We start from the raw sequence: 22,833 nt of genomic DNA on the forward strand, positions 1-22,833 counted from the left end.
GTCTGACGGCGCGAAGCGGTCATCGGCTGGCGCTCAGCGGCTGGCGCTCAGCGGCTGGCGCTCAGCGGGTGGCGCTCAGTGACTGGCGCTCAGTGGTTGGCGACCCACTCGTTCAGGGTGTCGTCGCGGAGCGCATCCCGGATCGACGGCAGGGCGCCCTCGTCGATGTAGACGACGGACTGGTCGCCTTCCATCCCGGTCCCGACCGTCGGCAGCGTGAAGAAGTGGATGTTCGCCGGGCGGATATCGCGCAGGCTCGCGCCGAGTTCGAACATCGCCTGCGGAGTGAACGACTCGTCCACCGCTAGGTGCTTGCTGACCGCCGTCGTGAATGCGAAGATCCGCTCCGGGTTCGTGAGCGTGTTGGAACTGATCGCCTGGTTCGAGATCGAGCGCAGGAACTCCTGCTGATTGCGCGCACGCTGATAGTCGCCGTCGGTGAACGAGTACCGCTCGCGCACGAACCCGAGGGCTTGCGATCCGTTGAGGTGATTCGGGCCGGCGACATAATCGAAGCCCTCCCTGGTGAATGGCACGGCGTTGTTCACCGTGATCCCGCCGAGCGCGTTCGTCATGTCGGAGAAGCCGTCGAAACCGATCAGCGCCACATGGTCGATGCGAACGCCGAACAGGTTCTCGACCGTCGCGACCGCCAGCGGCGCGCCGCCCCATGAGTACGCGGCATTGGCCTTGGCCCTGCCGTGGCCGGGGATCTCGATCCAACTGTCGCGGAGCACGGACATGACCTCGACGTTCTTCCTGTCCCCGTCGATGCGGACGACCATCATCACGTCGGAGCGCTGGTTGTCCGGATCGTCGTCGGCGACGGCGGAGACCGAACCCCTGGCGTCAGAACCGAGGAACAGGATCGTGCGGCTCCCATCCTCCGTCGCGGCCGGCCTGGTCGACTCCTTCGGGAACGCCTCAGCCGACGAGAGCGTGGTGATGTTGGAGCTGATGGCGTTGGAGAGACTCATCACGAAGATGAGGACCGCGATGGCGAGCGCACCGAGGAGCCCGGCGAATCCGCCGCCGATCCACAGTGCGATGCGCGCGCCTCGCGAGAGCTTGCGCCGTCGCCGAGTGGCTGAGCGTCTGCCCATGAGGTGTTTCCTTTCGAGAGTGCGGTCGCGGCTCAGCCGCGGACCAGATCGTTGGCGAGGTGGGCGCCGTATCTGCCCAGCTCGAGCGCCTTGCGTGCGCGGGTGGAGGTGGTGGCGAGATACGGGCCGATGGCGTCGATCCGCGACGGCGTCGTCTGGACGTGCGCGGCGCGGGCGGCGATCGCGCGCCTGTGGCGCTCGTTGTCCCACCAGTAGCCCCAGCGCGGGAACCGGCTGCGCACGGCGCAGTCCAGGACGAACTCCGGATGCGGCACGAAGGCCCCGGCCGACCATCCGCGGGCGAAGAGGTCGAAGTCCTCGGCCACCCTGATCGTGGGGTCGTAGCCGCCCGCAGCCAGGAACCAGTCGACACGGAACGCGCTCGCGCCGTGCGCCACGCCCATCCGCCCGCGGTCGAACGCCGTGTCGACGTCGTCGGTCTTCCCCGGCATCACCGGCCAGTGCCTCCCGTCGCCCGACGGACTGAGTGCCCAGATGTTCCCGAAGTGGGCAGCAGCGCCGGGCGTCCGGGCGATGGAGGCCGCGTGGGCGAACAGCCGCCCCTGCCGGGATCGATCGTCGGCGTCACAGGGGACGATGTAGTCGCCCCTGGCACGCGCGACAGCCTCGTTTCGCGCGGCCGCCCGCCCGCGATTGGCGTCGAGCGTGATCACGGTGAGCCGCGCATCCTTGATCTCGGACAGTCGCTCCGACGTGCGGTCGGTCGAGCCGTCGTCGACGACGATCACCTCGAACCAGCCCTCGAACTCCTGGTCGAGATTCGACGCCACGGACTCTGCGATCGTCTCCTCCGCGTTGAACGCGGCGGTGATCACGGTGAATCGCGGAGTGGTCATGCCGAGGCCAGCTCCCGCACGCCGAGCTCGCCGTCGATCCAGGTCTGCAGTTCGGCGATGCCCTCGGTCAGGGAGAACGCGGGAGACCAGCCGAGCGTGCGACGGGTCTCGTCGATCGTGCATCCCGCAAAGCGGACATCGCCGTCGCGATACGCGCCGCAGATGTGGGGTGCCGGCGCGTCATGGTACGCGGCGATCTCCGAGGCGAGCTCCTGGATCGTCGCCCCGTGACCCGTACCCACGTCGAGCGTGCGCCGCCCCACCGCGCCGCCCGCTGCGACGGCGGCCTCGAACGCCGTCGCGACGTCCTCGATGAAGACGAAGTCGCGGGTGATCAGTCCGTCCTCGTAGATCGGGATGCTCTTGCCGTCCCTGGCGAGCTGGGAGAAGAGGGAGACGATGCCCGTGTACGAGTTGATCAGCGACTGGCCTGGGCCGTAGACGTTCTGCAGGCGGAGCACGGTGAGCGCTGTGTCACGCGAGCCGCACCAGGCGCCGAGCACGTTCTCCTGCGCCAGCTTCGTCGCGCCGTAGACGCTGGTGGGATGCGGGACCGTCGACGCCGCCGAAGACGGCACGGCCGCCGCGCCTGCGAAGTCCCACTCCCCCGATTCGAGCTGCGCGTGCGTGCGCTGGCCGGGGTATGACGCGACACCCGAGGCCGTTTCGACCCACCGGCCCTCGCCGTAGACCGCTCTGCTGCTGCTCAGCACGATGTGCGACGGCACGATGCCGTGGCGGGTGAACGCGTCGAGCATCCTGGTGGTGCCGACGACGTTCGCCTCGGCGTGCCTGCTCGCCTCGTCGAGCGACTGCGCCGTGCCGGTCTCCGCGGCGAGGTGGATGACGACGTCCGGCTGTACATCGGCCAGCACGGCGTCCCAGACACTCGCGTCGGTGACGTCGCCGACGATGAGCTCCGCGGCGGCGGCCAGCTCTGCGGGGCGCTGGCCTGACGCGTGCACCTGCGGGTGGAGCGAGTCCACCACCACCCAGCGGGCAGCGGTCTCGGAGAAGCGGCGGGCGAGTGCGACGCCGATGAAGCCGGCACCGCCGGTGACGAGCACGGTACGAGGCGCGTTCATAGTTGATCCTTCGGGAAGAGTGCGGATTTCGATGGGCCGTACGCCACATCTCACCACAGACCATAAAGGTCTAAGGTGTGAAATTCCTCACTTATTTCTGCGTATGCGCTCGCGCTCCGTCGCCGGGAGCCCCAGGGAGAGCCCGATGAGGGCGGCCAGCGGAACCATGACGAACGGGTACAGGAAGACGTTGTCCGTCGCAGCGGCGGCGAGCGCCGCGAGCACACCGAACAGGGCTGCCCAGTGGATGGGGTGATCGGTGCGCGCCGCGCGGACCGAGATGCGCACGATGAGCACAGTGCAGCCGAGCGCGAAAAGCGCGAGGCCGACGATGCCGAAGTCGTGGAACAGCCGGAGATACTCGTTGTGCGGAAGCAGGATCGGGTAGAAGCGCGACTTCACCAGTGCAGCGGCGCTACCCGGACCCTGGCCGAACCCGGGGCTCGTGATGGCGCTGTCCCACAGCGCGTCCCAGAGGGCGGACCGGCCGGACGTGTTGATCGACAGCCCGCCGAACTCCGCCGCGTTGTCCCCGCCGAGGAAGCGATCGCGGAGCGGAGGGAACGTGGTGATCAACACCCAGGCGCCCGCCGCGGACGCCGCGAGACCGCAGAGAGCGAGCACGAGCCTCCTCCCTCGCGGCAAGCGCACCACCAGCCCGGCGAGAAGGAGGACGCCGATGATGGACGCTGTTCTGGAGAGGCTCGCGACGATGGCGCCGACGATCAGCAGCGGTGCGATGCGCGCGAGGATGCGGCCTGACGGAACGGCGATCGCCGCGGCGACGGCGACGAGCGCTGCAAGGGCGAAGGACCGCGTCCCGAAGACGACGATCCCCGTCCCCGCTTGGAACAGGGCGACCAGGCTGATGACGATGCCACAGGTCGCCAGGATGCTCACCCCCAGTCCCGCGCTCTCGACCGTGGAACGACGCGCAGCGAACGAGGCTCCGAGCCCGAACATGAGCAGTACGGCGACGTTCTGCACACCGTCGATCGAGGGCGACATCGCAACACGGACGACGCAGTACGCGAAGAACAGCACGAGCGGCAGAGGCATGACCCGAGGGTCGCCCGTGCGCAGGATCAGCGGCGACAGGGCGAGGAGCACGCCGGCGACCACGATGGTGAGAGCCGCGCCCAGGCTGAACGCCCCGAACCGGATTGTGATGGGCACGTCGACCACGAGCAAGAAGCCAGCCGCCACGACGACGATCGCCTGCGCCCGCTGTCTGCTGCCACGCGTTTCGCGCCGGAACAGCCGACGATCTACGAACGACGGCGACCAGTCCCCTCCACGGCTGCTCAGCGCGCTCCCCCTGCGAGACACGCTTCCCACGCCGTCGCGAATGCCAGTGCGGAATACCGTTCGAGGAACGACGCTCGGGCGGCTTCCGCCATCCGCTGTCGCGTGGCCGGATCGGAACAGAGCGTCGCTACACGCTCCGCGAAGGCCCCGATATCGCCCGGCTCGACTAGGAAGCCGTTCTCTCCGTCGACGATCAGGTCACGCATCCCGCCCGCCCGGAATGCCACGATGGGAACGCCGCAAGCGAGCGCTTCGATGATCGTCAGGGGCTGAGCCTCCCACAGCTCCGACGTGAACGCGAGGCACGTTGCCGAGCCGATGGCTCCCCACTTGGCAGCACCGGAGACGGAGCCGAGTAACTCGACCCTCGACCGCGCATCCTGGGCGTCGAGTTCGGCGGTCACCGTCGCCGCCATGGCGGGATCGCCCGCATTTCCCGCCATGAGGAACGCCGTGGACGGCAGCTCGCGGTGCAGCATCCCGACGATGCGAGCGAACACGTCGGCGCCCTTGCCCGCGATGAAGTTGGACAGATAGAGCACGCTGGTCTCGGGCGGCAGCTCTGCGGACCCCGTCCGGTTCGTCGCTTCCCGAGCGCCGCTCTCGCCGGGAAGCGCGGTGGGAAGGTCGACCGGCGTGTTCGGGATGAGGACGATGCGGTCCCGCGGGACGCGCGCGGGCACGTCCGAGGTGAGGGATGCTCCGAGGCAGACCACCTCGATGCGCGGAGAGGAGAACAGGCGCGCCACCATCCAGCGCCACGCCCCGCCGCGCGCTTCGAGATCGGCGAAACCGACGGAGTGCAAGTAGAGGATCACACGCCCGCGGGAGAGGCGCAGCACCTCGGAGAGCGCCCAGTCGACGACGAAGGAACCCGGCCTCGTGGTCGCGAAGAACACGGTGGCGTGCGGGCGCCAGCAGAGCACGGTGCGGACGGTGCGCAGCACGAGGCCGATGACCGCGAACAGCTTGCGCGCCGACCGGGCTCCGATCTCCGCGACCGAACGGCTGAATCGCCTATCGATCAGTCTGACGGGATGTCCCATCTCAGCGAGCGAGACCAGGAGTCGCTCGGTCATCAGGGTGGCGCCGTGCACGGGAGGCGGCACCTGACTGATGACGGCCACGCGCACGGGTGCGCGATCGGTGACGCGCTGTCGATCGCTCATGCCGCGCTCACCGGCTCGGCTGCGTCGCGCGATAGCGGCGAGAACCGAGGGCCGCCCAGCAGAACACCGCGTTGCCGATCAGGTAACGCTTCCAGAGCCTCCGCGGCTCGGACGCGAGACGGAACAGCCACTCGATGCCGAGCGTGCTCATGATGTGCGGCGCGACCGGCTTCGTTCCCGCGACGAAGTCGAACGCGATCCCGACGCCGATCGCGACCTTGCCGAGGTCGCGGGCGATCCGTCGCATCTCCGCGTTCTGCAGAGGGGTGCCGAGCCCGACCCAGACGATGTCCGGCGCCGTGGCGAGGATGTCAGCATCCTGCGCCGCCAGCTCTTCGGGGCTGGGCGGACGGAAGTACGACTTGTGGCTCCCGACGATCTGCACGCCGGGATAGCGGCGCTCCAGCTCGGCGGTGAGCGTGGCGAGCACCTCATCCGTGTTGCCGAGCAGATAGTGGCGGAGGCCGATGGTGCGCCCGGTGTCCATCATCTCCGGGAAGAGCGACGGACCGCGCACCTGGGACAGGTTCTTGCCGGGCAGGACCTTCGAGACCCAGGTCAGCGGCTTGCCGTCGGGGAAGATCGCCGCTCCGGAGCTCAGCAGCCGGTGGTACTCGGGATCCTGGTGTGCGAGCGCCACGACGTAGGAGTTGACCAGGTGTACGTCGCCGCCCTGGCCGGATTGCGCCACCGCGGCGATGATTCGTCCCGCCTCCGCCCTGGTGGCGACGCAGATGGGCAGGCCGGCGATCGTGGTGCGCGGCAACGTTTCGAAGGACATCGGTTTCCTCGGGTTGAGCAGTTTCGGGGCAGGCTGTCATAATATGCCAATAAATATGACTACTCAACCACAATTCATCAACCCGAGAAAGATACATCCATGCGCGCGCTGAAGCGGGCGGCGCTCCCGCTCGCAGCGCAGATCCTGTTCACGTTGGCACAGCTCAGCGTCACCGTCGCAGGAAGTGCGACCCTGCATCCGGACGACTGGGGCCGGTTCGCGCTCCTCCTGTCGGTGTTCTTCATCGCAATGGCACTGGTGCGTGGATTCAGCTCTATGCCCGTCCTGGTGTTCCTCTCCGGGGACGAGGAACAGGCCAGGGGCGCGAAGCGCGCCTCGACGATCGTCGGCGTGATCGTCGCCCTCCCCGCGATGCTCGTCATCGCCGCGACCGGGGTGATGATCGACAGCGTCGTCACGGGAGCGATCCTCGGTGTCTCGATCGTGTCGTACACGCTCTACGACTGCGCCCGCGCGGTCGAACTGGCAGCGGGCCGATTCGGGCGAATCGTGGCGAGCGACGCCGTTGTGCTCGCAGCCCTCGCCACGGGATGCGCTGTGAGCTTCCTTCCCGGCATCGCTCCCTCTGCGGCCCTCCCAGCGGCCATGGTCGCGTCATACGCGCTCGGCGCGGTCACACTCTCTCTCGGCCGACGGCCCGCCAGCAGGTGGACCGTCAGGACGTTCACGACCGAGTACCGAAAGGACATGCCATTCCTGGCCATCGACGGCGTGCTTCTCGCATCCATTCTCGGCTCATTCGTGATCGTCATCGGCGCGGCATCGTCACTTGCCCAGGCCGGAGCGTTCCGCACGTGTCTCGCCCTCCTGGTCGGTCCGCTCCAGGCCGTGCAGAACAGCCTCTCGCCACTAGCCATCCGCAGCCTGCGACAGGCGGCGAAGGCGCGCGGCGAATCGCCCGAGGAGGACACCAAGCTCGCAACGCTCGGTCAGCCAGGGCTCTTCGTCGCTGTCGGGCTCGGGTCGGGCGCCGCGTACGGCCTCGTCGCCAGCATCCTGGCGTCGATCCTCGTCACAATTGTCGAGCTGCCGGTCGTCGAGACCGCGCTGCCGTACGCGTTCGCCGGAAGCGTCCTCGTCTCGGCCCTGTGGTCATCGTCGATCTTCTCGTCGTTCATGCGCTACCGCCGACCGAACTCGGAGCTGACCATCGTCCGGTTGTTCACACTGACGCTGTCGCTCGCTGCGTTCGCAACCCTGACCATCGCGGCCAGGGCCGAACTGTCTACCGCTCTCCTGATCGGGTCACTCCCCCTCGTGCTGATCCCGGCTGCGCACACGGTGCTCCGCTGGCGACCGGTCGCACGCAGCTTCGTCGCTCCGACAGGCTCGCCGAACAGCACCAGCACACCCCAGAGACAAGCCTTCCAATCATGAATATCAATGTGATATGGTCCATGTTCACCAACCCCGACCCGAAACCCCACTGATGGAATTCGCCGACTACATACGACTTCTGCGCAAGAACTGGACGATCATCGTCGCCGCGATGCTGCTCGGCGTCATCGGCGGTGGCGTCATGGCGGCCACTGCCACCCCGAAGTACACCGCCTCCACCCGTCTCTTCGTCTCAGTGCGGGCAGGCGAGGGGGCCGCGAGCATCGACCTGAATCAGGGCACGACGTTCGCGAGGCAGGCCGTCACGACCTACGCCGATGTGGTGGTCAGCGCGATCGTGCTCGAACCGGTCATCGCGAAGCTCGGCCTCACGCAGTCGGTCGGAGACCTCGCGGCTCAAGTGAGCACCTCATCCCCTGCCGGCACGGTGCTCATCGACATCGCCGTCACAGACCCGTCGCCGGCGCGAGCGGCGAAGCTGGCGAATGCGGTCGGCACGAGCTTTGCCGAGGTCGTGGCCGAGCAGTTGGAGAAGCCGAGCGGCAGCGGGGTCTCGCTCGTCAACATCCGGACCATCCAGCCTGCGTCTGCGCCGACCAAGCCCAGCTCCCCCAACATCGCGTTACTGCTCGGGGTCGGGCTGCTCGCCGGGCTCGGTCTGGGAGGGGGTGTCGCGGTCGCTCGCACCCTGCTCGACACCAAGGTGCGGACCATCCAGGATCTAGAGACGATCACGCGCAAGCCGTTCCTCGGCGGGATCGCATTCGACCCCGACACGAAGAAGCTGCCCGTCGTGATGCACGCCGAGCCGAACAGTATTCGCGCTGAGGGCTATCGGCGACTGCGCACGAGCTTTCAGTTCGTCAACGTCGCCGCGGGACAGCGCACGGTGGTCATCACGAGCGCAGGCCCCGGCGAAGGCAAGAGCAACGTCGCGACCAATCTCTCGGTCGCGCTCGCCGACACAGGGGCCAGCGTCGTCCTCGTCGACGGCGACCTGCGCAAGCCCCGCGTGGCCGACTACCTCGGCATCGAAGGCGGAGCCGGGCTGACCGACCTTCTGATCGGACGGGCGGAGATCAGCGACGTACTCCAGCCGTGGGGGGATTCACCGCTCTCCGTGCTGGCGGCCGGGCGCATTCCGCCCAACCCGAGCGAGTTGCTCGGCTCGCAGGCGATGCGCACGATGCTCGAACACCTCAGCGAGGATTTCGACTACGTGATCATCGATGCCCCTCCGCTCCTCCCTGTCGCCGACGCCGCCGTGCTCAGCTCCATCGCCGCCGGCGTGCTGCTCATCACGGGCATCGGGCAGACCACCAAGGCCAATGTGGTCTCCTCCCTGCGGATGCTCGACGGAGTCAAGGCGAACCTGCTCGGCGTCGTGGCGACCATGCTCCCCACTTCCGGCCCGGATTCCTCGGCATACGGCGAGTACCTGTACTACGGAGGCAACGCCGAGGCCGAGGCCGAGGCCGAGAGGCAGCACAGCAGGCCGCGGCGATCGCGGGTCAAGCGTGCCGGGTCTGACGGATGACGGACGGAGCGCACCTGCCCATCTCGACCCTCCTCCGCCAGCGATTCACCCAGGAGCAATGACACGATGACCACTCTCGTCACCGGCGGAGCCGGCTACATCGGCTCGCACGTCTGCCGCCTGCTGGAGGAGCGCGGCGACCGCGTCGTCGTCGTCGACGACTTGTCCTCCGGGATCGCCTCCCGAACCCGCGCACCCCTCCGCATCCTCGACCTCGCCGCCCCCGACGCCACCGAGCGGCTCGGAGACATCGTCCGGTCGGAGGGCGTGACCCGCGCCATCCACCTCGCCGCGCTCAAGGACGTCGGCGAGTCGATGGACGACCCCGAGCGCTATTACCGCGTCAACGTCGCCGGGCTCGGCAACCTCCTCGCGGCGCTGCGCGCGACCGAGGTCGACGAACTCGTGTTCTCCTCCTCCGCGGCCGTATACGGCGATGCCCCGCACCAGGTGGTCGACGAAGGCACCGCGTGCGCGCCCGCCAACCCGTACGGCGAGACCAAGCTCATCGGAGAATGGATGCTCGCCGCCGCCCGGCGCGCCTGGGGGCTGCGCGCGATCAGCCTCCGCTACTTCAACGTCGCCGGGGCCGGATGGCCGGACCTCCGCGACACGGTGGCGAAGAACCTCATCCCGATCGTGATCGACCGAGTGCGGAACGGCGACCGGCCCGTGGTCTTCGGCGCGGAGCACGACACGGAGGACGGCACCTGCGTCCGCGACTACGTCCACGTGCTCGACCTCGCGCAGGCGCACCTCAGCGCGCTGGATGCGCTCGGCACCGGACGGCTGGATGTGCAGACCGTGAACATCGGCACCGGCTCCGGCGCCTCGGTCCTCGAGGTCATCGACGCCGTGCGCCGCGTGTCGGCGCAGCCCATCGTCGCCGAGATCGCCCCTCCGCGCGCGGGGGACCCCGCCGCCATCGTCGCAGACACCAGCCTGGCAGGCGACCGCCTCGGCTGGACGGCCCGCTTCACGCTGGACGACATTGTCCGGTCGGCCTGGTCGAAGCCAGCCGAACGCGTGTAGCGCCGGATCAGCGGGCGTTGGCGGCGGCGACCAGCTCGGCCGTGGAGACCGCTCCGTCCTGCCAGCCCCGGATGAGGTCCGCCGCGCGGCTCAGGTGAGCGCAGAGTGCGGAGACCCGGGAGGCGACAGCCCGCTGCTCGATGGAGTCGAGCGCCGCTTCCGCCGCGGCCAGAAGCTCCGCGGCGTCCGCGGACGCCGAGACGAGCGGCCGGTCGGTGACGCTGCTCCAGAAGTCGACGGACTTCGAGGCGTATGCCAGCGGTACCGTCGGCACACCGAGGGCGACCCCGGCGACCACGCCGTGCAGCCGCTCGGAGAAGAACAGCCGCGTGCCCGCAATCGCTCGCATCGTGTCGTGCACATCACCACGGAACTCGACGAGCGCGCTCGGCGATCGGAGAAGCGCACGCAGGCGCGCACACACGGCAGCATCCTCTTCAGCCAGTTGGAAGATGAGCACGCGCTCGGCGGCCACCCGCTCCCTGCACGCGTCGACGGCGGCGGCGACGGCGTCCAGGTCGAACGAACTGCGCCCGCCCGCCCCGATCGAGACGCCGAGCGACGACGGGCCACCCGCGACCGCGACCGGTCGCACCACCGGGTACAGGAGGGCAGGGTCACCGACCATCGGCGCATCCCGCCAGTGCGAGGCGGACTCCGCCGAACTGATCGGTCCACGCACACCGAAGTACGCCACGCTCGGCAGCGCGGCCCACACATCCCAGTCCTGGGTCTGTGTGGACAGAGCGCGCTCGTCCGTGGCTGCGGCGATGCCGGCCCCCGCCACGATCAGGCTCGACGCTCCGTATGCGGTCAGCGCGCGGCTCGCGTGCCGTCCCCAGTTGGCGAAACCGACGGTCGTGCCGCCGCCGAGAAGGACCAGACGCTCGGAGCCGACGGCGCGCAGCCGGGTGCCGATGACCTGCGGAGCACGACGGAGGTAGTCCCTGCCGAGCGGAGCGCAGGCGGCGAAGCGGTCACCGAGCGCGGCACGCCACGTGTCGTAGAGGAGGTCGTCGCCGAAGTTCTCGAAGCCCTGCCAGCCCAGGTAGATGAGAGCACGGCGCGACGTAGCCTCAGTCATCGGCGTTGCGGCGCTCGTGGACCTGGTCGGCCCGCCTGCGCTGGTAGTAGTCGTCTGCATCCGTGATCACGCGCGCCGGATTCCCCGCGACGATCGACCGCGGCGGGACGTCTCGTGTGACGACCGACCCTGCCCCGACGACCGAGCCTGCTCCGACGGTGACGCCAGGGAGGATCGTCGCCGCCATCCCGATGAACGAGTTCCGTTCCAAGCGGATGCGGCGACGGAAGTGCAGGGACTCGCCCTCGCCGATGTGACCGAGCTCCCGCGCGACGTTGGCGAGGCTGTAGTCGTGGGTGAGGAGACGCACGTCGTTGCTCACGACGACACCGTCTTCGATGTCGAGGAGTACGTCTGGCCCCGGGTCATAGTATGCGCGGCTGCTGAGCCACTGGGCGTCGCCGACGGTCGCACCGGATGCGCGGAGCACCGAGGCCATGTACGCCTGGTACTTCGGAAGACCGAATCGCCGGATCAGAGGGGCGAGGGAGAGTTTGAAGCGCAACGGGATCATACGCAACCTTTCAGATTTCAAATTTATACGTTATCACCGAGTCCGGCCCCACACCCATCCGTTGCTGGTCATTTGATATACGAAATCTAGACCCGGTATGTTTGACGACGGCCGTTACTCGGCCACGAAACACAAGGGGAAATATGCTTTCAACTGCACGAGTGCGCTTCGGTGCCGTGGCGACCGCCGTCGCGGTGGTTGCCGCCGGTCTTCTCGCCGCGACGCCGGCCAACGCAGCCGGACCGGAGATCACGGTCGCGAACACGACCTTCACCGAGGGCGACTGGGGCACTGGCCTCGACGTGAAGGGCACAGGATTCGCGGTAGACGCCCCGGTCGTCATCGCCGTCGCCAACGGCCTCGCCGTGCTCGCCGCGGAAAGGGTCACGGCGGACGCGGACGGTTCGTTCGCATCCACTTTCGTCCCGGAGAACGCGCTGGAGCTTCCGAGCGACTCGGACGAGGTCATCGTCTTCGCCTTCGACGCCGACAACGAGGCGGAGCACGTCGTGCTGACGGTGCTGCGCACCGCGGGCATCGAGGTCGACTCCGCCACCATTTCGGCCGCCGACCTCGCCGACCGCGAGGCGGGCGTCTCGCTCATCGCCGGCGGATTCGTTCCGGGCGAGACGGTCACCGTCGCGGTGACCCTCGACGGCGAGAACGTCCAGATCAATAACACTCTCACCGCGGACCGCAGCGGCAGCGTCATGGGTTCGCTGTGGATCATCGGGGCCAGCGCCGGAGAGCTCGTCATCACCCTCACGGGTGCCGCTGGACACGTCGAGACCACCACCGTCACCGTGACCGGTGAGCCCGCATCCACCCCCGGCGAGAACACTCCGCCGACGGCAGAGGTCGACAACGCCCCGGCGGCTGTGACGCCCGCAGTGAAGCTGCCCGTCGTCAGCGGCTGAGCATCGAACTCCGGACGTCGTCCGGAACCAGAGGGTGAGCTCGGATTCCGGGCTCACCCTCGCTGCATTCCCACACGCACCACAGAGGTTCCCACCGTGAAACGCACACCGCCCGCCATCGCCGCACTCACCGCCCTCCTTCTCGCGGTCGGCCTGACCGCCTGCGCGCCGGACCAACCGAAGCAGGCCAAGACGCCGACACCGGCGCCGAGCACCTCCGCGACCGCCGCAGGACCTGCGCTCGCCCCCGAGCTGTCGCGCCGCGAGGTCGCCGCGCTGCCCGCTGCGGTGTACGACGCCGTCATCCCGGGGCTCGTCGCCGGCCCCGAGCATCCACAGTTCGGCGCAGCGCACACCGTCGGATTCGATGCCGCCGTCTACGGCGACGACTTCGCGACGCCGGTGGCCCGCATCCCCGCGAAGAACTTCCTCGGTACGCCCAGCGTCATCGTCCCCGTCGCGACCCGCGGCGCGTGGAGCCTCGTGCTGACGCCGAGCCGCCAGGTGCTCCCGTCTGCTGTGCCGGAGGGAACCACGGCGCCTGCACAGACCGCCGGGTGGATGCCCACCCACCTTCTGCGGCCGCTGAACGACCTCCCGAAGCGCGTCGTCGTCTCGGTGTCCGAGCAGACGCTGACCGTCACAGACGCGGACGGAACGATCGTCGAGACGTTCCCCGTCGGCGTCGGCACGGACGAAACCCCGACACCGACCGGCGTCACCGGCTACCTCCAGGCGCGCTATCTCGACCCTGCGCAGGGGCAGAGCACCCACCGCATCCAGTTGACGTCGCTGCACGCCACCGGCGACGACGAGCCGTTCGCGGGATCCGACGGCGGACTGATCGGGATGCACTACCAAGACGCCGCGAGCGGCGCCGTCTCCCACGGGTGCATCCGCCTCGGCACCGCGGCGATCACGGCCGTGGACGCTCTGCCGCTCGGCACGCCCATCCAGATCGCGGGCTGAGAAGACAGCCGAGGCGCCCGTCTCCGCACAGGCCTCGCACCGCTCCACGTCCCCAAGAGCACACTCCGCGTTAACCTCCCGTTTACCGCTGCGGGGGACTCTGGACAGACACCGGGAATAGCGTCGCAGGCGGGTCGCACCGGCCCCGTCCTGTTGTTACTGATTCCCCGGAAGGGACAACTGTGAAACTCAAGCGTGTTGGCGCTCCTCTGGCCATCCTGGCCGCCGTCGCCATCTCACTGACCGCCTGCGCGTCGAACGAGGGCAGCACCCCGGCGACGACGACGGCGAAGCCGTCGAACCTCTCCGGCACCCTCAACGGCATCGGCTCCTCCGCTCAGGGCGCAGCCCAGACCGTGTGGGCGGCCGGCTTCCAGACCGCCAACCCCAAGGTCACCGTCAACTACGACCCGCAGGGTTCCGGCGCCGGCCGCACCAGCTTCATCTCGGGAGCAGCCGACTTCGCCGGTTCGGACGCCGCCCTCAAGGACGCTGAGCTCGCGAGCACCTTCGCCGGTTGCGCAGCGGGTGCCAAGGGCATCGACCTCCCCGTCTACATCTCCCCGATCGCCATCGCGTACAACGTCGACGGCGTCAAGGACCTGAAGCTCGACGCCGCGACCATCGCCGGCATCTTCTCCGGCGCGATCACCACCTGGGACGACGCCAAGATCAAGGCGCTGAACTCCGACGCGTCGCTGCCGTCCGCACCGATCACCGTCGTGCACCGCTCCGACGACTCCGGCACCACGCAGAACTTCACCGACTACCTCGCGGCGAACGCTCCGGACGTGTGGACCAAGCCTGCAGGACAGACCTTCCCGTTCCAGGTCGGCGACGCAGCCAAGGGCACCTCCGGTGTCGCTGACGCCACCAAGAACGCGAAGAACTCGATCACCTACATCGACGAGTCCGGCTCGGCCGGCCTCAGCATCGCGCAGCTCAAGGTCGGCGACAACTTCGAGAAGCTCAGCGCTGACGGCGCAGCAGCAGTCGTCGCGGCGTCGCCGATCGCGTCCGGCCGTGGAACCAACGACCTGGCCATCCAGATCAACCGCAAGGACACCACCAAGGGCGCATGGCCGCTGGTGCTCGTCTCCTACGTGATCGCCTGCCAGGAGTACAAGGACTCGGCCAAGGCCGACCTCGTCAAGGGCTACGTCGACTACATCATCAGCGGCGACGCCCAGAAGGCAGCCGCTGAGCAGGCCGGATCCGCACCGCTGTCCTCCGACCTCGCCTCCAAGGTGAGCAAGGCTGTCGCATCCATCAAGTAATGACAACTGCATCACTCGGCCTGGGCTCCGCGCCCAGGCCGAGTGGTGCATCCTCACCACCCGAAAGTGAGAGCCAGATGAGAAGCTGGGCCGTGACGAAAGAATGGCAGGAATGACCGCCGGAACCGCAGGCGCCATCAGACCGAGGGCGAAGACCCGCCTCGGAGATCGCGTTTTCTCCACGAGCACCATCGTCGCCGGCTCGCTCATCCTCGCGGTGCTCGCCGCCGTCGCCCTCTTCCTCGTCGTGCAGAGCATCCCGGCTCTGTTCGCCGGCGCAGGCGAGCTCCCCAACAACGCCACCAATTTCTGGTCGTGGGTGTGGCCGCTCGTCTTCGGCACGATCTGGGCCGCGATCATCGCGCTGCTCATCGCGACGCCGCTCTCCATCGGAATCGCGCTCTTCATCTCGCACTACGCGCCACGCCGCGTCGCTCAGACGCTCGGCTACGTCATCGACCTCCTCGCTGCCGTCCCGTCCGTCGTGTTCGGTCTCTGGGGCATCGCGACGCTGGCGCCGTTCGTCCAGCCGTTCTACGCCTGGCTCGGCGACAACCTCGGCTGGTTCCCGCTCTTCGCGCCGCCCGTCTCCGGCACGGGCCGCACCATCCTCACCGCCGCGATCGTCCTGGCCGTCATGGTCATCCCGATCATGACCGCGATCTGCCGCGAGATCTTCCTCCAGACGCCTCGCCTGCACGAAGAGGCGGCCCTCGCCCTGGGCGCGACCCGTTGGGAGATGGTCAAGATGGCCGTGCTCCCGTTCGCCAGGTCCGGCATCATCTCGGCGATCATGCTCGGTCTCGGCCGCGCACTCGGCGAGACGCTCGCCATCGCGATGGTCCTCTCCCCCGCCCTGATCGTGAAGTTCGCCGTGCTGCAAGCGCAGAGCCCCAACACGATCGCGGCCAACATCGCCCTGCAGTTCCCCGAGGCGACCGGGCTCTCCACCAACGCGCTGATCGCATCCGGTCTCGTGCTGTTCGTGGTGACCCTGCTCATCAACATGCTCGCCCGCTACATCGTCAGCCGCCGCAAGGCCTTCTCTGGAGCGAACTGATGACCGCCACCACCTCCGCTCCCCTGACCAGGCCGATGACCAACTCGCTGACCGCCGGCAAACTGCCGCGCGGCTCGGCGTGGATGATGCTCGTCGGGTCCTGGATCGTCTTCATCGCGATCTTCGCGATCCTCGCCATGAGCGGCGCGACCAAGGGCTTCAACGCCGTCGGCGCGATCTTCTTCGGCACCGTGCTGTTCGACGTGGTGATCTTCAGCACGTCGCTGCTCGTCGAGGGCGGACGCAAGGCGAGGGACAGGCTCGTCACCTCGCTGGTGGCGACCGCGTTCATCATCGCTCTGCTCCCGCTCGTGTCGCTGATGTGGACCGTGATCAGCTCCGGTCTGGCCCGCTTCGACATCCAGTTCTTCTCCGAATCGATGCGCAACGTGATCGGCGCGGGCGGCGGCGCGCTGCACGCCATCATCGGCACGCTGCTCGTCACGCTGATGGCGGCGATCATCTCGGTGCCGATCGGCCTGCTCACGTCGATCTACCTCGTCGAGTACGGGCGCGGGATGCTCGCTCGCGGCATCACCTTCTTCGTCGACGTGATGACGGGCATCCCGTCGATCGTCGCCGGTCTGTTCGCGTACGCTCTGTTCGCCCTGTTCTTCGGGCCGGGCATCCGGAGCGGCTTCATGGGATCCGTCGCCCTGTCCGTGCTGATGATCCCCGTGGTCGTGCGGTCGAGCGAAGAGATCCTGCGGCTGGTTCCGAACGAGCTCCGCGAGGCCTCGCTGGCGCTCGGCGTTCCGAAATGGCTGACGGTGCTGAAGATCGTGCTCCCGACGTCGCTCGCCGGGCTCACCACCGGCGTCATGCTCGCCATCGCCCGCGTCATCGGCGAGACGGCGCCGCTGCTCATCGTCGCCGGCTTCACCACGAGCATGAACTACGACCTCTTCTCCGAGCGGATGATGACCCTCCCGGTGTTCGTGTACACGTCGTACACGCAGGCGGCCGGGCTGCACGCACAGGACTCGATCGACCGGGCGTGGACGGGCGCCCTCACCCTCATCATCATCGTGATGCTGCTCAACCTGGTCGGCCGCATCATCGCCAAAGCCTTCGCCCCCAAGTACGGCCGCTGAACGCGTCCACCCGAACCCAAGGAATCCACGTGTCCAAGCGCATCGAAGTCAACGACCTCAACGTCTTCTACGGCAACTTCAAGGCCGTCGAGGGTGTCTCGCTCACCATCGAACCCCGCACCGTCACCGCCTTCATCGGCCCGTCCGGCTGCGGCAAGTCGACGTTCCTCCGCACCCTCAACCGGATGCACGAAGTCATCCCCGGCGCCTACGTCGATGGTGAGGTGTCCATCGACGGCAACAACCTCTACGGCCCTGGCGTCGACCCCGTGCTCGTCCGCCGCCAGGTCGGCATGGTGTTCCAGCGCCCGAACCCGTTCCCGACGATGTCCATCCGGGAGAACGTGCTCGCCGGCGTGAAGCTCAACAACCGCCGCATGGCGAAGCCGGAAGCCGACGAGCTCGTGGAGAGCTCGCTGCGCGGCGCCAACCTCTGGAACGAGGTCAAGGACCGCCTCAACCTCCCCGGCTCCGGCCTGTCCGGTGGTCAGCAGCAGCGCCTGTGCATCGCGCGCGCGATCGCCGTCTCCCCCGACGTGCTCCTGATGGACGAGCCGTGCTCCGCGCTCGACCCGATCTCGACCCTCGCCATCGAGGACCTGATCGAAGAGCTCAAGAACGACTACACGATCGTGATCGTCACCCACAACATGCAGCAGGCGTCGCGCGTCTCCGACCGCACCGCGTTCTTCAACATCGCGGGCACGGGCAAGCCGGGCAAGCTCATCGAGTACAACGACACCAACATGATCTTCTCGAACCCGAGCGTTCAGGCGACGGAAGACTACGTGTCCGGTCGCTTCGGCTGATTCGGGCGTTCGCCCCGTGATGCTGCGCGTCCTCGAGTGCGCTGCGTGACCGACGCGGCGCGACCGGCCACCACTCGTGCGTAAACCGCGCTCCGCGCCGCGCTGACCGCGCTCTTCGCACGAGCTGACGGCGCGTGCGCTGCGATGCGGGCGTCTGGCCTCGTCTCGGTGACCCTGGCGCTCAGCACGTGCGGTCGACGGACAGCGCCAACACGGTCGCGGCGATGCCGTCCGCGTGCCCGATGGCTGCGCTTCGGCGGGCAGGGCGTAGGCGGGTTTTCTCGCTTCGCGGGTCAGGAGTTGATCGCGACGATCGGCTGCGTGGTCGGCTGATCCGAGCCGCCGCGCGGTTCGACCGTGACGCCGACCGTGTCGCCCGCCTTCATGGTGCCGGTGAGCACACGCCAGGTGGACCCGGAGTCGGCGGCCGTCATCGTGCCGGCGGGCGTCGCCTCTCCACCACGGATGTACCAGAGCTCGTAGGTCTTGTCGTTCGGGAGGGGCGGGAGGTCGTTGGCGACCAGCGCCGACTTGCCGAGGTCGCCAGACCAGACGAGGGTGGCCGTTCCTCCGCCTGCGATCGCCGCGGTCGCGCGCTGCGCATCCGGTGCCGCGTTGATCTGCGCGAGCGACGACGCCTGCTGCTGCTGGAACGAGTTGTTGCCCGCGAGTGAGCTGCCGAGGAAGGTGCCGCCGAGGAAGAGCACGACGGCTGCGGCTGCGGCCGCCGCGATGGTCATAGGGCGGGTGAACCAGCGGGTGCGCGCCTTGGTCTCCGCGGGGGTCTCGGCCGGCGTCTCGGCTGGTGTCTCCGGGATGCGCGGTGCGTCCGCGGAGGGTGCATCCACCGGGGCAGGCGCGATCGCGGGGGCAGCAGCGGGGGCAGGCGCAGCAACCGAGGCGCCCTCATCCACCGGCACAGCCGCATCCACCGGGGGCAACTGCGGGGTGGAGGCGAGTTTCGCGAACAGGTCGGCCTTCAACGACGGCGACGGGGCGACAGGGTCTGCGGCGAGGCCGAGTTCTGCGGCGACGGCCTCGAACTGGCGGGCCTCGTCGGGGGTCTCTGCCCCAAGTTCGTAGCCGAGGCGCTCCGAGGAGCGTCGTGGTTCGTCGGTCATCAGGTCACCCCCAGTTCGTTTCGTAGCCGTATCATCGCATCGCGCAGCCGAGTTTTCGCTGTGCCGAGCGGGATGCCGAGCGTGGCAGCGACCTCGCTCTGACTGAGACCGCCGTAGTACGCGAGAGTGACGGCTTCGCGCTGGGTTTCGGACAGCTTCGACATCGCCACCTCCACCCTTTCGTGCTCCACGCGCACCTCCACCGTCTCCGACACCTCGTCGAACGCTGTCGGCAGATCACGGATCCCGACGGCGACATCCCGGTCCCGCGACGCCTGAGCGGCACGGACACGGTCGATCGCGCGTCGGTGGGCCATCGTCATGATCCACGTCAACGCTCGACCCTTATTCGGATCGAAGCGGGAAGCGGATTGCCACACCTCGAGGAACACCTCCTGGGTGACCTCTTCCGACTGGGCGGGGTCGACGAGCACGCGTCTGACCAGTCCGAGAACACGGGATGCGATGTGGTCGTAGAGGACGGAGAACGCAGCCTGGTCACCGGCGGCCGTGCGCGACAGGAGGTCGTCGAAAGAGACGGTCACCTCGTCGTCCACGTCGTCTCCTGTCTCTCGGCGCAAATGCAAGCATTGCAGGTCGGGGCCGCATCCGCTTCCAGCACCTCCGTAGGGCGCGAAAAACCGGGCCGCAGAACGCCTCTCGGCGCGAGGCCGCTCGGAGCGGCTAATTTTGGAGCCCGGGGTTACTGCGGCCCGGCTGAAGAAGTTTACCCGAGGCTGAGGCCGGGTGCGGCGGCGTGGCGTTCGCGGGCCGAGAACGCCGGATGCGCGGGGCGGAGTTGACTAATCGCGGTCGCCGCGGTTGCTGCGGTCGCCGCGGTCACGCCCGGCCTCGCGGCGGCGGCGGTCCCGGCGCAGGTGGTACACGATGCTCGCGATCCCCAGGCCGACGCCCAGGATCGACAACCCTGCACCGCCCCAGGTGAGCAGGGGGCTGGCGTCGGGAAGGTCCGTGCGCAGAAGTCGGGTGATCGCCAGGGCGAACGAACCGGCGAAGAACACAGTGATCAGGGCAGCCGCGGTCACCGACCGTCCGATGATCCACCACGATTGCTTGGGGGTGCCGTCGTCCATAGGGCCGAGAGTACCGCGGACTACTCGAGCGACTCGCTCCGCCAGAGCTTCGCGCACGACGTCAGCTCCTCGGCGGTGCGCGAGAACCGCAGTGCCCGGGTGGTCAACTCGCTCGCGCGTTCGGCGTTCGTCGTCTCCTGGTCGTCGGCGACCGACACGCATCCGGCTGCCGTCACCCGGCAGAACGCGGCCGCCCGATCGAGAGCGACCGCGAAGTCGCCCTCGAAGACCCCGCGCAGGATGGCGTCGGCCAGCTCGGTGACCTCCGCTGGGCCCGCGGGCGACGGCGCCCCGGCCACCACAGGATCGATGGAGGGGACCACCTCGGTGCCGCGCTGATACAGCAGGGCGGTGCCAGCCGCATCCTGTCGGATCAGCAGCCGCAGCAGATAGATCCGCCACAGCGCACCGGGCAGACTCTTCGCACTCGACCGCGACCACAGCTCGGCGACCGCGTCGATGCCGTGCGCATCGGTGAACGCGACCAGCCGATCCACCACCTCCGGGTCAGGATCGGAACGCACCCGCGCGAGCAGGGCGTTCGCGGTCTCATGCGCGACCCTGCTGATCTGGGCAGGATCCTCCCCGCCCATGAACGCCTCGAACATCCCGGTCGGAAACGTGGTCGGCTTGTGGAAACGCTCGGTCATGCACCCATTCTCCGCCCGACACGAGCACTCGTGAAACCACGCTAGATTAGATGCGTAGGGCCTGTAGCTCAGTTGGCAGAGCATCGGACTTTTAATCCGCGGGTCGTGGGTTCGAGCCCCACCGGGCCCACCCAATTCTCGGCCGGAGAGTGGGCGATCTGCCCCTCGGCGACTCTTCGGGCGGCGAGCACTCAACGGAGCAGCCGTCGAAGCACACCTGCGAGCTCAGACCCGATCCATCCAGCGTGGCGGCCCGTCGACGTGATTCTCTCGCACCCACGTTCGGAGCTCCTTCAGGCACGCTGCGTTGTGACGCGTAAGGAACGGGGCCGGATTCGGGTTCGACCAGAACGGCAGGAGCGGCGTCACGACGCGCATCCCGTGCCTGGTGCGCCAATGGATGGCCGCGTATCCACCGTTCACGGCGTCGATCTGCCGCAGCGGAATGCTCCGAGACCAGAGCAGCCCGGTGACGACCACGCGCTCGCCCGCTCGACGCATCCCGGAGAAGAACATCCACCGTACGTCGATGTACAGCGCGATCGCAGCCACAGTGACGGCGATCGTCGCAGCCGCCTCGCTGGGGCGCTCCACCCACGTCACAGTCGACGCGAAGACGAGTGCTCCAGTGGGAACCAGCAGACCGAAGCGCGCCAGCCAGTGAGGATGTATCCGCGTGCGTCTCGGCCGGAGTGGGCGCGGAACCGCGTCGACCACTCCTGAGTGGCCGGTCACGCCACGCCCGTCACGCGGCCGCGCTCGAAGAGGTAGCCGACGGCAACCGCGCCCGCGACGCACAGCATCACGGGGGCGAACATGTCGGGGCCCTGGTTGGTGAACTCCATCACCAGGAGCAGCGCCGTCAGCGGGGCGCGCATGGAGACCGCGAGGAACGCCGCCGCGCCGATCAGGGCGAAGACTGCGACGGGGGCGCCCGGCCAGACCAGATTCCAGGCGGCGCCGATGGTGAGGCCGAAGCCCGCGCCGACCGCCAGGGAGGGGGTGAGGGTGCCGCCGGCCGCGCCGGAGCCGATCGTGCCCGCCGTCGCGAAGACCTTGAGGAGGGTCAGGACCAGGATCAGCAGCACGGGGAGGGATGCGGTCAGTGCGAGCTGGCCGAGGGAGCGGCCGTTGCCGAGGATGGCGGGGAACCACAGGGAGACCACGCCCACCGCGGTGAAGACCACGGGCATCACGATCAGGATGCCCCACGACTTCGGGCGGATGCCCTGCGCGAACTGCATCAGGCGCACGAAACCGATCGCCGCGAAACCGATCACCGGCCCGGCGACGATGGCCCAGACGACGATGGACGGCGACAGCGGGAACTGCTCGATCGGGTAGAGGGGGTTGGCGGGGACGACGAGACGCGCGACCAGGGTCGCGATGGCCGACGAGGCCAGCGCCGGCAGCACGGTGGCGAAGCTGATCTCCGCCAGCAGGATCTCGACGGCGAACACAGCACCGCCGAACGGCACGTTGTAGACCGCGGCCAGTCCGGCCCCGGCACCGCACGCGACCAGGATGCGCCGCTCGCGGGCGTTCACGCCCGCCCTGTCGGTCAGCCAGTCGGCGACCAGCGCGCCCAGCTCACGCGGGGCGACCTCGCGGCCGATGGATGCGCCGAGCCCCACGATCACGACCTGCAGGCCCGCGTTGGCGATGGTGACGAACCACGGCATCCTGCGGCCGTTGACGGCGGACTCGACCGAGACGATCGCGTGCTTCGGGCGGAGCCTGCCCCAGCGGCGCAGCGCCCACCAGCCGACGCCGCCGATCACGCCGGCGATGGCGAGGGCCACCACTCTGCTCACGGGAGGCGCATCCAACAGCCCCTCGATGAAGGTGCCCTCCGAATAGCCGAACGCGAGGTGCTGGATGGAGTGCAGCGCCAGGTAGACGAGGCCGCCGCCGATCCCCGACCCGATGCCGACGAGGGCGGTCACGACCACCAGTCGGAGGATCCAGTTCGGGGTGCTGGGCAGGGCGATGGGCACGATCCAACGCTACTGG

General features: G+C 68.5%; 23 protein-coding genes and 1 tRNA gene. 10 read left to right on the top strand and 14 right to left on the bottom strand.

Annotation, left to right across the window (positions count from 1 at the left end):
- Positions 1 to 89: 89 nt before the first annotated feature.
- The 6 genes from ACYVGI_RS00575 to ACYVGI_RS00600 all read right to left on the bottom strand — a co-directional run bounded on the left by ACYVGI_RS00575 (position 90) and on the right by ACYVGI_RS00600 (position 6,303).
- Positions 90 to 1,103, bottom strand: coding sequence for an LCP family protein (locus ACYVGI_RS00575; protein ID WP_460630743.1), 1,014 nt, complete (start codon positions 1,101 to 1,103; stop codon positions 90 to 92).
- A gap of 32 nt (positions 1,104 to 1,135) precedes the next feature.
- Positions 1,136 to 1,960 carry a glycosyltransferase family 2 protein gene (locus tag ACYVGI_RS00580; protein WP_460630744.1) on the bottom strand — a complete coding sequence of 275 codons (825 nt, stop codon included), beginning with the start codon at positions 1,958 to 1,960 and terminating at the stop codon, positions 1,136 to 1,138.
- Entirely contained in the window at positions 1,957 to 3,045 is a 1,089-nt protein-coding gene (locus ACYVGI_RS00585; protein ID WP_460630745.1) for an NAD-dependent epimerase/dehydratase family protein, read from the bottom strand. The genes ACYVGI_RS00580 and ACYVGI_RS00585 overlap by 4 nt, the downstream gene beginning before the upstream one ends.
- Before the next feature lie 87 nt (positions 3,046 to 3,132).
- The gene (locus ACYVGI_RS00590; RefSeq protein ID WP_460630746.1) at positions 3,133 to 4,221 is read right to left on the bottom strand and encodes an O-antigen ligase family protein; all 1,089 of its coding nucleotides are present in this window, start codon (positions 4,219 to 4,221) and stop codon (positions 3,133 to 3,135) included.
- Positions 4,222 to 4,349: 128 nt separating this feature from the next.
- The gene (locus tag ACYVGI_RS00595) at positions 4,350 to 5,522 is read right to left on the bottom strand and encodes a glycosyltransferase family 4 protein (protein WP_460630747.1); all 1,173 of its coding nucleotides are present in this window, start codon (positions 5,520 to 5,522) and stop codon (positions 4,350 to 4,352) included.
- 7 nt (positions 5,523 to 5,529) lie between these two features.
- Entirely contained in the window at positions 5,530 to 6,303 is a 774-nt protein-coding gene (locus ACYVGI_RS00600; protein ID WP_460630748.1) for a WecB/TagA/CpsF family glycosyltransferase, read from the bottom strand.
- A 99-nt stretch (positions 6,304 to 6,402) separates the two neighbouring features.
- Between ACYVGI_RS00600 and ACYVGI_RS00605 the strand changes: the two genes are divergently transcribed.
- From ACYVGI_RS00605 to galE, 3 genes are all read left to right on the top strand, one after another.
- Complete coding sequence (locus tag ACYVGI_RS00605) at positions 6,403 to 7,701, top strand: MATE family efflux transporter (protein ID WP_460630749.1); 1,299 nt, start codon at positions 6,403 to 6,405, stop codon at positions 7,699 to 7,701.
- A 52-nt stretch (positions 7,702 to 7,753) separates the two neighbouring features.
- The gene (locus ACYVGI_RS00610; protein ID WP_460630750.1) at positions 7,754 to 9,199 is read left to right on the top strand and encodes a tyrosine-protein kinase domain-containing protein; all 1,446 of its coding nucleotides are present in this window, start codon (positions 7,754 to 7,756) and stop codon (positions 9,197 to 9,199) included.
- Between the two features lie 66 nt (positions 9,200 to 9,265).
- Positions 9,266 to 10,231 (top strand): UDP-glucose 4-epimerase GalE, encoded by a 966-nt coding sequence (gene galE, locus ACYVGI_RS00615; RefSeq protein ID WP_460630751.1) that lies wholly within the window; start codon positions 9,266 to 9,268, stop codon positions 10,229 to 10,231.
- Positions 10,232 to 10,238: 7 nt separating this feature from the next.
- On the opposite strand, the gene ACYVGI_RS00620 is transcribed toward galE, so the two are convergent.
- A complete protein-coding gene (locus ACYVGI_RS00620; RefSeq protein WP_460630752.1) occupies positions 10,239 to 11,315 on the bottom strand; it encodes a polysaccharide pyruvyl transferase family protein in 1,077 nt (358 codons plus the stop codon).
- Positions 11,308 to 11,829 carry an acyltransferase gene (locus ACYVGI_RS00625; protein WP_460630753.1) on the bottom strand — a complete coding sequence of 174 codons (522 nt, stop codon included), beginning with the start codon at positions 11,827 to 11,829 and terminating at the stop codon, positions 11,308 to 11,310. Before ACYVGI_RS00625 ends, ACYVGI_RS00620 begins: the two co-directional genes overlap by 8 nt.
- A gap of 161 nt (positions 11,830 to 11,990) precedes the next feature.
- Here ACYVGI_RS00625 and ACYVGI_RS00630 point away from each other — a divergent pair, with 161 nt between their 5' ends.
- From ACYVGI_RS00630 to pstB, 6 genes are all read left to right on the top strand, one after another.
- Positions 11,991 to 12,746 carry a hypothetical protein gene (locus ACYVGI_RS00630; protein WP_460630754.1) on the top strand — a complete coding sequence of 252 codons (756 nt, stop codon included), beginning with the start codon at positions 11,991 to 11,993 and terminating at the stop codon, positions 12,744 to 12,746.
- 96 nt (positions 12,747 to 12,842) lie between these two features.
- Complete coding sequence (locus tag ACYVGI_RS00635) at positions 12,843 to 13,715, top strand: L,D-transpeptidase (RefSeq protein WP_460630755.1); 873 nt, start codon at positions 12,843 to 12,845, stop codon at positions 13,713 to 13,715.
- Positions 13,716 to 13,897: 182 nt separating this feature from the next.
- On the top strand, positions 13,898 to 14,992 hold the full coding sequence (gene pstS / locus ACYVGI_RS00640; protein ID WP_460630756.1) for a phosphate ABC transporter substrate-binding protein PstS: 1,095 nt from the start codon (positions 13,898 to 13,900) through the stop codon (positions 14,990 to 14,992).
- A 112-nt stretch (positions 14,993 to 15,104) separates the two neighbouring features.
- Positions 15,105 to 16,052 carry a phosphate ABC transporter permease subunit PstC gene (gene pstC / locus ACYVGI_RS00645; protein WP_460630757.1) on the top strand — a complete coding sequence of 316 codons (948 nt, stop codon included), beginning with the start codon at positions 15,105 to 15,107 and terminating at the stop codon, positions 16,050 to 16,052.
- A complete protein-coding gene (pstA, locus tag ACYVGI_RS00650; protein WP_460630758.1) occupies positions 16,052 to 17,146 on the top strand; it encodes a phosphate ABC transporter permease PstA in 1,095 nt (364 codons plus the stop codon). The genes pstC and pstA overlap by 1 nt, the downstream gene beginning before the upstream one ends.
- A gap of 29 nt (positions 17,147 to 17,175) precedes the next feature.
- Positions 17,176 to 17,955: a phosphate ABC transporter ATP-binding protein PstB gene (gene pstB / locus ACYVGI_RS00655; RefSeq protein WP_460630759.1), complete on the top strand. Its 780-nt coding sequence runs from the start codon at positions 17,176 to 17,178 to the stop codon at positions 17,953 to 17,955.
- 293 nt (positions 17,956 to 18,248) lie between these two features.
- Here the strand turns inward: pstB and ACYVGI_RS00660 are convergent, their stop codons facing one another.
- The 4 genes from ACYVGI_RS00660 to ACYVGI_RS00675 form a co-directional block, all read right to left on the bottom strand.
- Positions 18,249 to 19,076, bottom strand: coding sequence for an anti-sigma factor (locus ACYVGI_RS00660; protein WP_460630760.1), 828 nt, complete (start codon positions 19,074 to 19,076; stop codon positions 18,249 to 18,251).
- Positions 19,076 to 19,633, bottom strand: a complete 558-nt coding sequence (gene sigK / locus ACYVGI_RS00665; RefSeq protein ID WP_460630761.1) for an ECF RNA polymerase sigma factor SigK — start codon at positions 19,631 to 19,633, stop codon at positions 19,076 to 19,078. The genes ACYVGI_RS00660 and sigK overlap by 1 nt, the downstream gene beginning before the upstream one ends.
- 246 nt (positions 19,634 to 19,879) lie before the next feature.
- Positions 19,880 to 20,170, bottom strand: coding sequence for a hypothetical protein (locus tag ACYVGI_RS00670; protein ID WP_460630762.1), 291 nt, complete (start codon positions 20,168 to 20,170; stop codon positions 19,880 to 19,882).
- Positions 20,171 to 20,190: 20 nt separating this feature from the next.
- Positions 20,191 to 20,820 (bottom strand): DNA-directed RNA polymerase subunit beta, encoded by a 630-nt coding sequence (locus tag ACYVGI_RS00675; protein ID WP_460630763.1) that lies wholly within the window; start codon positions 20,818 to 20,820, stop codon positions 20,191 to 20,193.
- A gap of 57 nt (positions 20,821 to 20,877) precedes the next feature.
- Here ACYVGI_RS00675 and ACYVGI_RS00680 point away from each other — a divergent pair.
- Positions 20,878 to 20,950 (top strand) — tRNA-Lys (locus tag ACYVGI_RS00680).
- A gap of 95 nt (positions 20,951 to 21,045) precedes the next feature.
- On the opposite strand, the gene ACYVGI_RS00685 is transcribed toward ACYVGI_RS00680, so the two are convergent.
- Together ACYVGI_RS00685 and ACYVGI_RS00690 are read right to left on the bottom strand one after the other, a co-directional pair.
- A complete protein-coding gene (locus ACYVGI_RS00685; RefSeq protein ID WP_460630764.1) occupies positions 21,046 to 21,414 on the bottom strand; it encodes a hypothetical protein in 369 nt (122 codons plus the stop codon).
- Between the two features lie 137 nt (positions 21,415 to 21,551).
- Positions 21,552 to 22,817, bottom strand: coding sequence for a chloride channel protein (locus tag ACYVGI_RS00690; RefSeq protein ID WP_460630765.1), 1,266 nt, complete (start codon positions 22,815 to 22,817; stop codon positions 21,552 to 21,554).
- Positions 22,818 to 22,833: the final 16 nt, after the last annotated feature.

The sequence above is a fragment of the Leifsonia lichenia genome (assembly GCF_054780215.1).

Bases quoted from the DNA above. Each gene is read 5' to 3' on its own strand.
- ACYVGI_RS00595 (WP_460630747.1), bottom strand. From the start codon at position 5,522: ATGAGCGATCGACAGCGCGTCACCGATCGCGCACCCGTGCGCGTGGCC.
- ACYVGI_RS00600 (WP_460630748.1), bottom strand. From the start codon at position 6,303: ATGTCCTTCGAAACGTTGCCGCGCACCACGATCGCCGGCCTGCCCATC.
- ACYVGI_RS00610 (WP_460630750.1), top strand. From the start codon at position 7,754: ATGGAATTCGCCGACTACATACGACTTCTGCGCAAGAACTGGACGATC.
- ACYVGI_RS00625 (WP_460630753.1), bottom strand. From the start codon at position 11,829: ATGATCCCGTTGCGCTTCAAACTCTCCCTCGCCCCTCTGATCCGGCGA.
- ACYVGI_RS00580 (WP_460630744.1), bottom strand. From the start codon at position 1,960: ATGACCACTCCGCGATTCACCGTGATCACCGCCGCGTTCAACGCGGAG.
- ACYVGI_RS00575 (WP_460630743.1), bottom strand. From the start codon at position 1,103: ATGGGCAGACGCTCAGCCACTCGGCGACGGCGCAAGCTCTCGCGAGGC.
- ACYVGI_RS00675 (WP_460630763.1), bottom strand. From the start codon at position 20,820: ATGACCGAGCGTTTCCACAAGCCGACCACGTTTCCGACCGGGATGTTC.
- ACYVGI_RS00620 (WP_460630752.1), bottom strand. From the start codon at position 11,315: ATGACTGAGGCTACGTCGCGCCGTGCTCTCATCTACCTGGGCTGGCAG.
- ACYVGI_RS00605 (WP_460630749.1), top strand. From the start codon at position 6,403: ATGCGCGCGCTGAAGCGGGCGGCGCTCCCGCTCGCAGCGCAGATCCTG.
- ACYVGI_RS00660 (WP_460630760.1), bottom strand. From the start codon at position 19,076: ATGACCGACGAACCACGACGCTCCTCGGAGCGCCTCGGCTACGAACTT.
- galE (WP_460630751.1), top strand. From the start codon at position 9,266: ATGACCACTCTCGTCACCGGCGGAGCCGGCTACATCGGCTCGCACGTC.
- pstC (WP_460630757.1), top strand. From the start codon at position 15,105: ATGACCGCCGGAACCGCAGGCGCCATCAGACCGAGGGCGAAGACCCGC.
- ACYVGI_RS00670 (WP_460630762.1), bottom strand. From the start codon at position 20,170: ATGGACGACGGCACCCCCAAGCAATCGTGGTGGATCATCGGACGGTCG.
- ACYVGI_RS00585 (WP_460630745.1), bottom strand. From the start codon at position 3,045: ATGAACGCGCCTCGTACCGTGCTCGTCACCGGCGGTGCCGGCTTCATC.
- pstA (WP_460630758.1), top strand. From the start codon at position 16,052: ATGACCGCCACCACCTCCGCTCCCCTGACCAGGCCGATGACCAACTCG.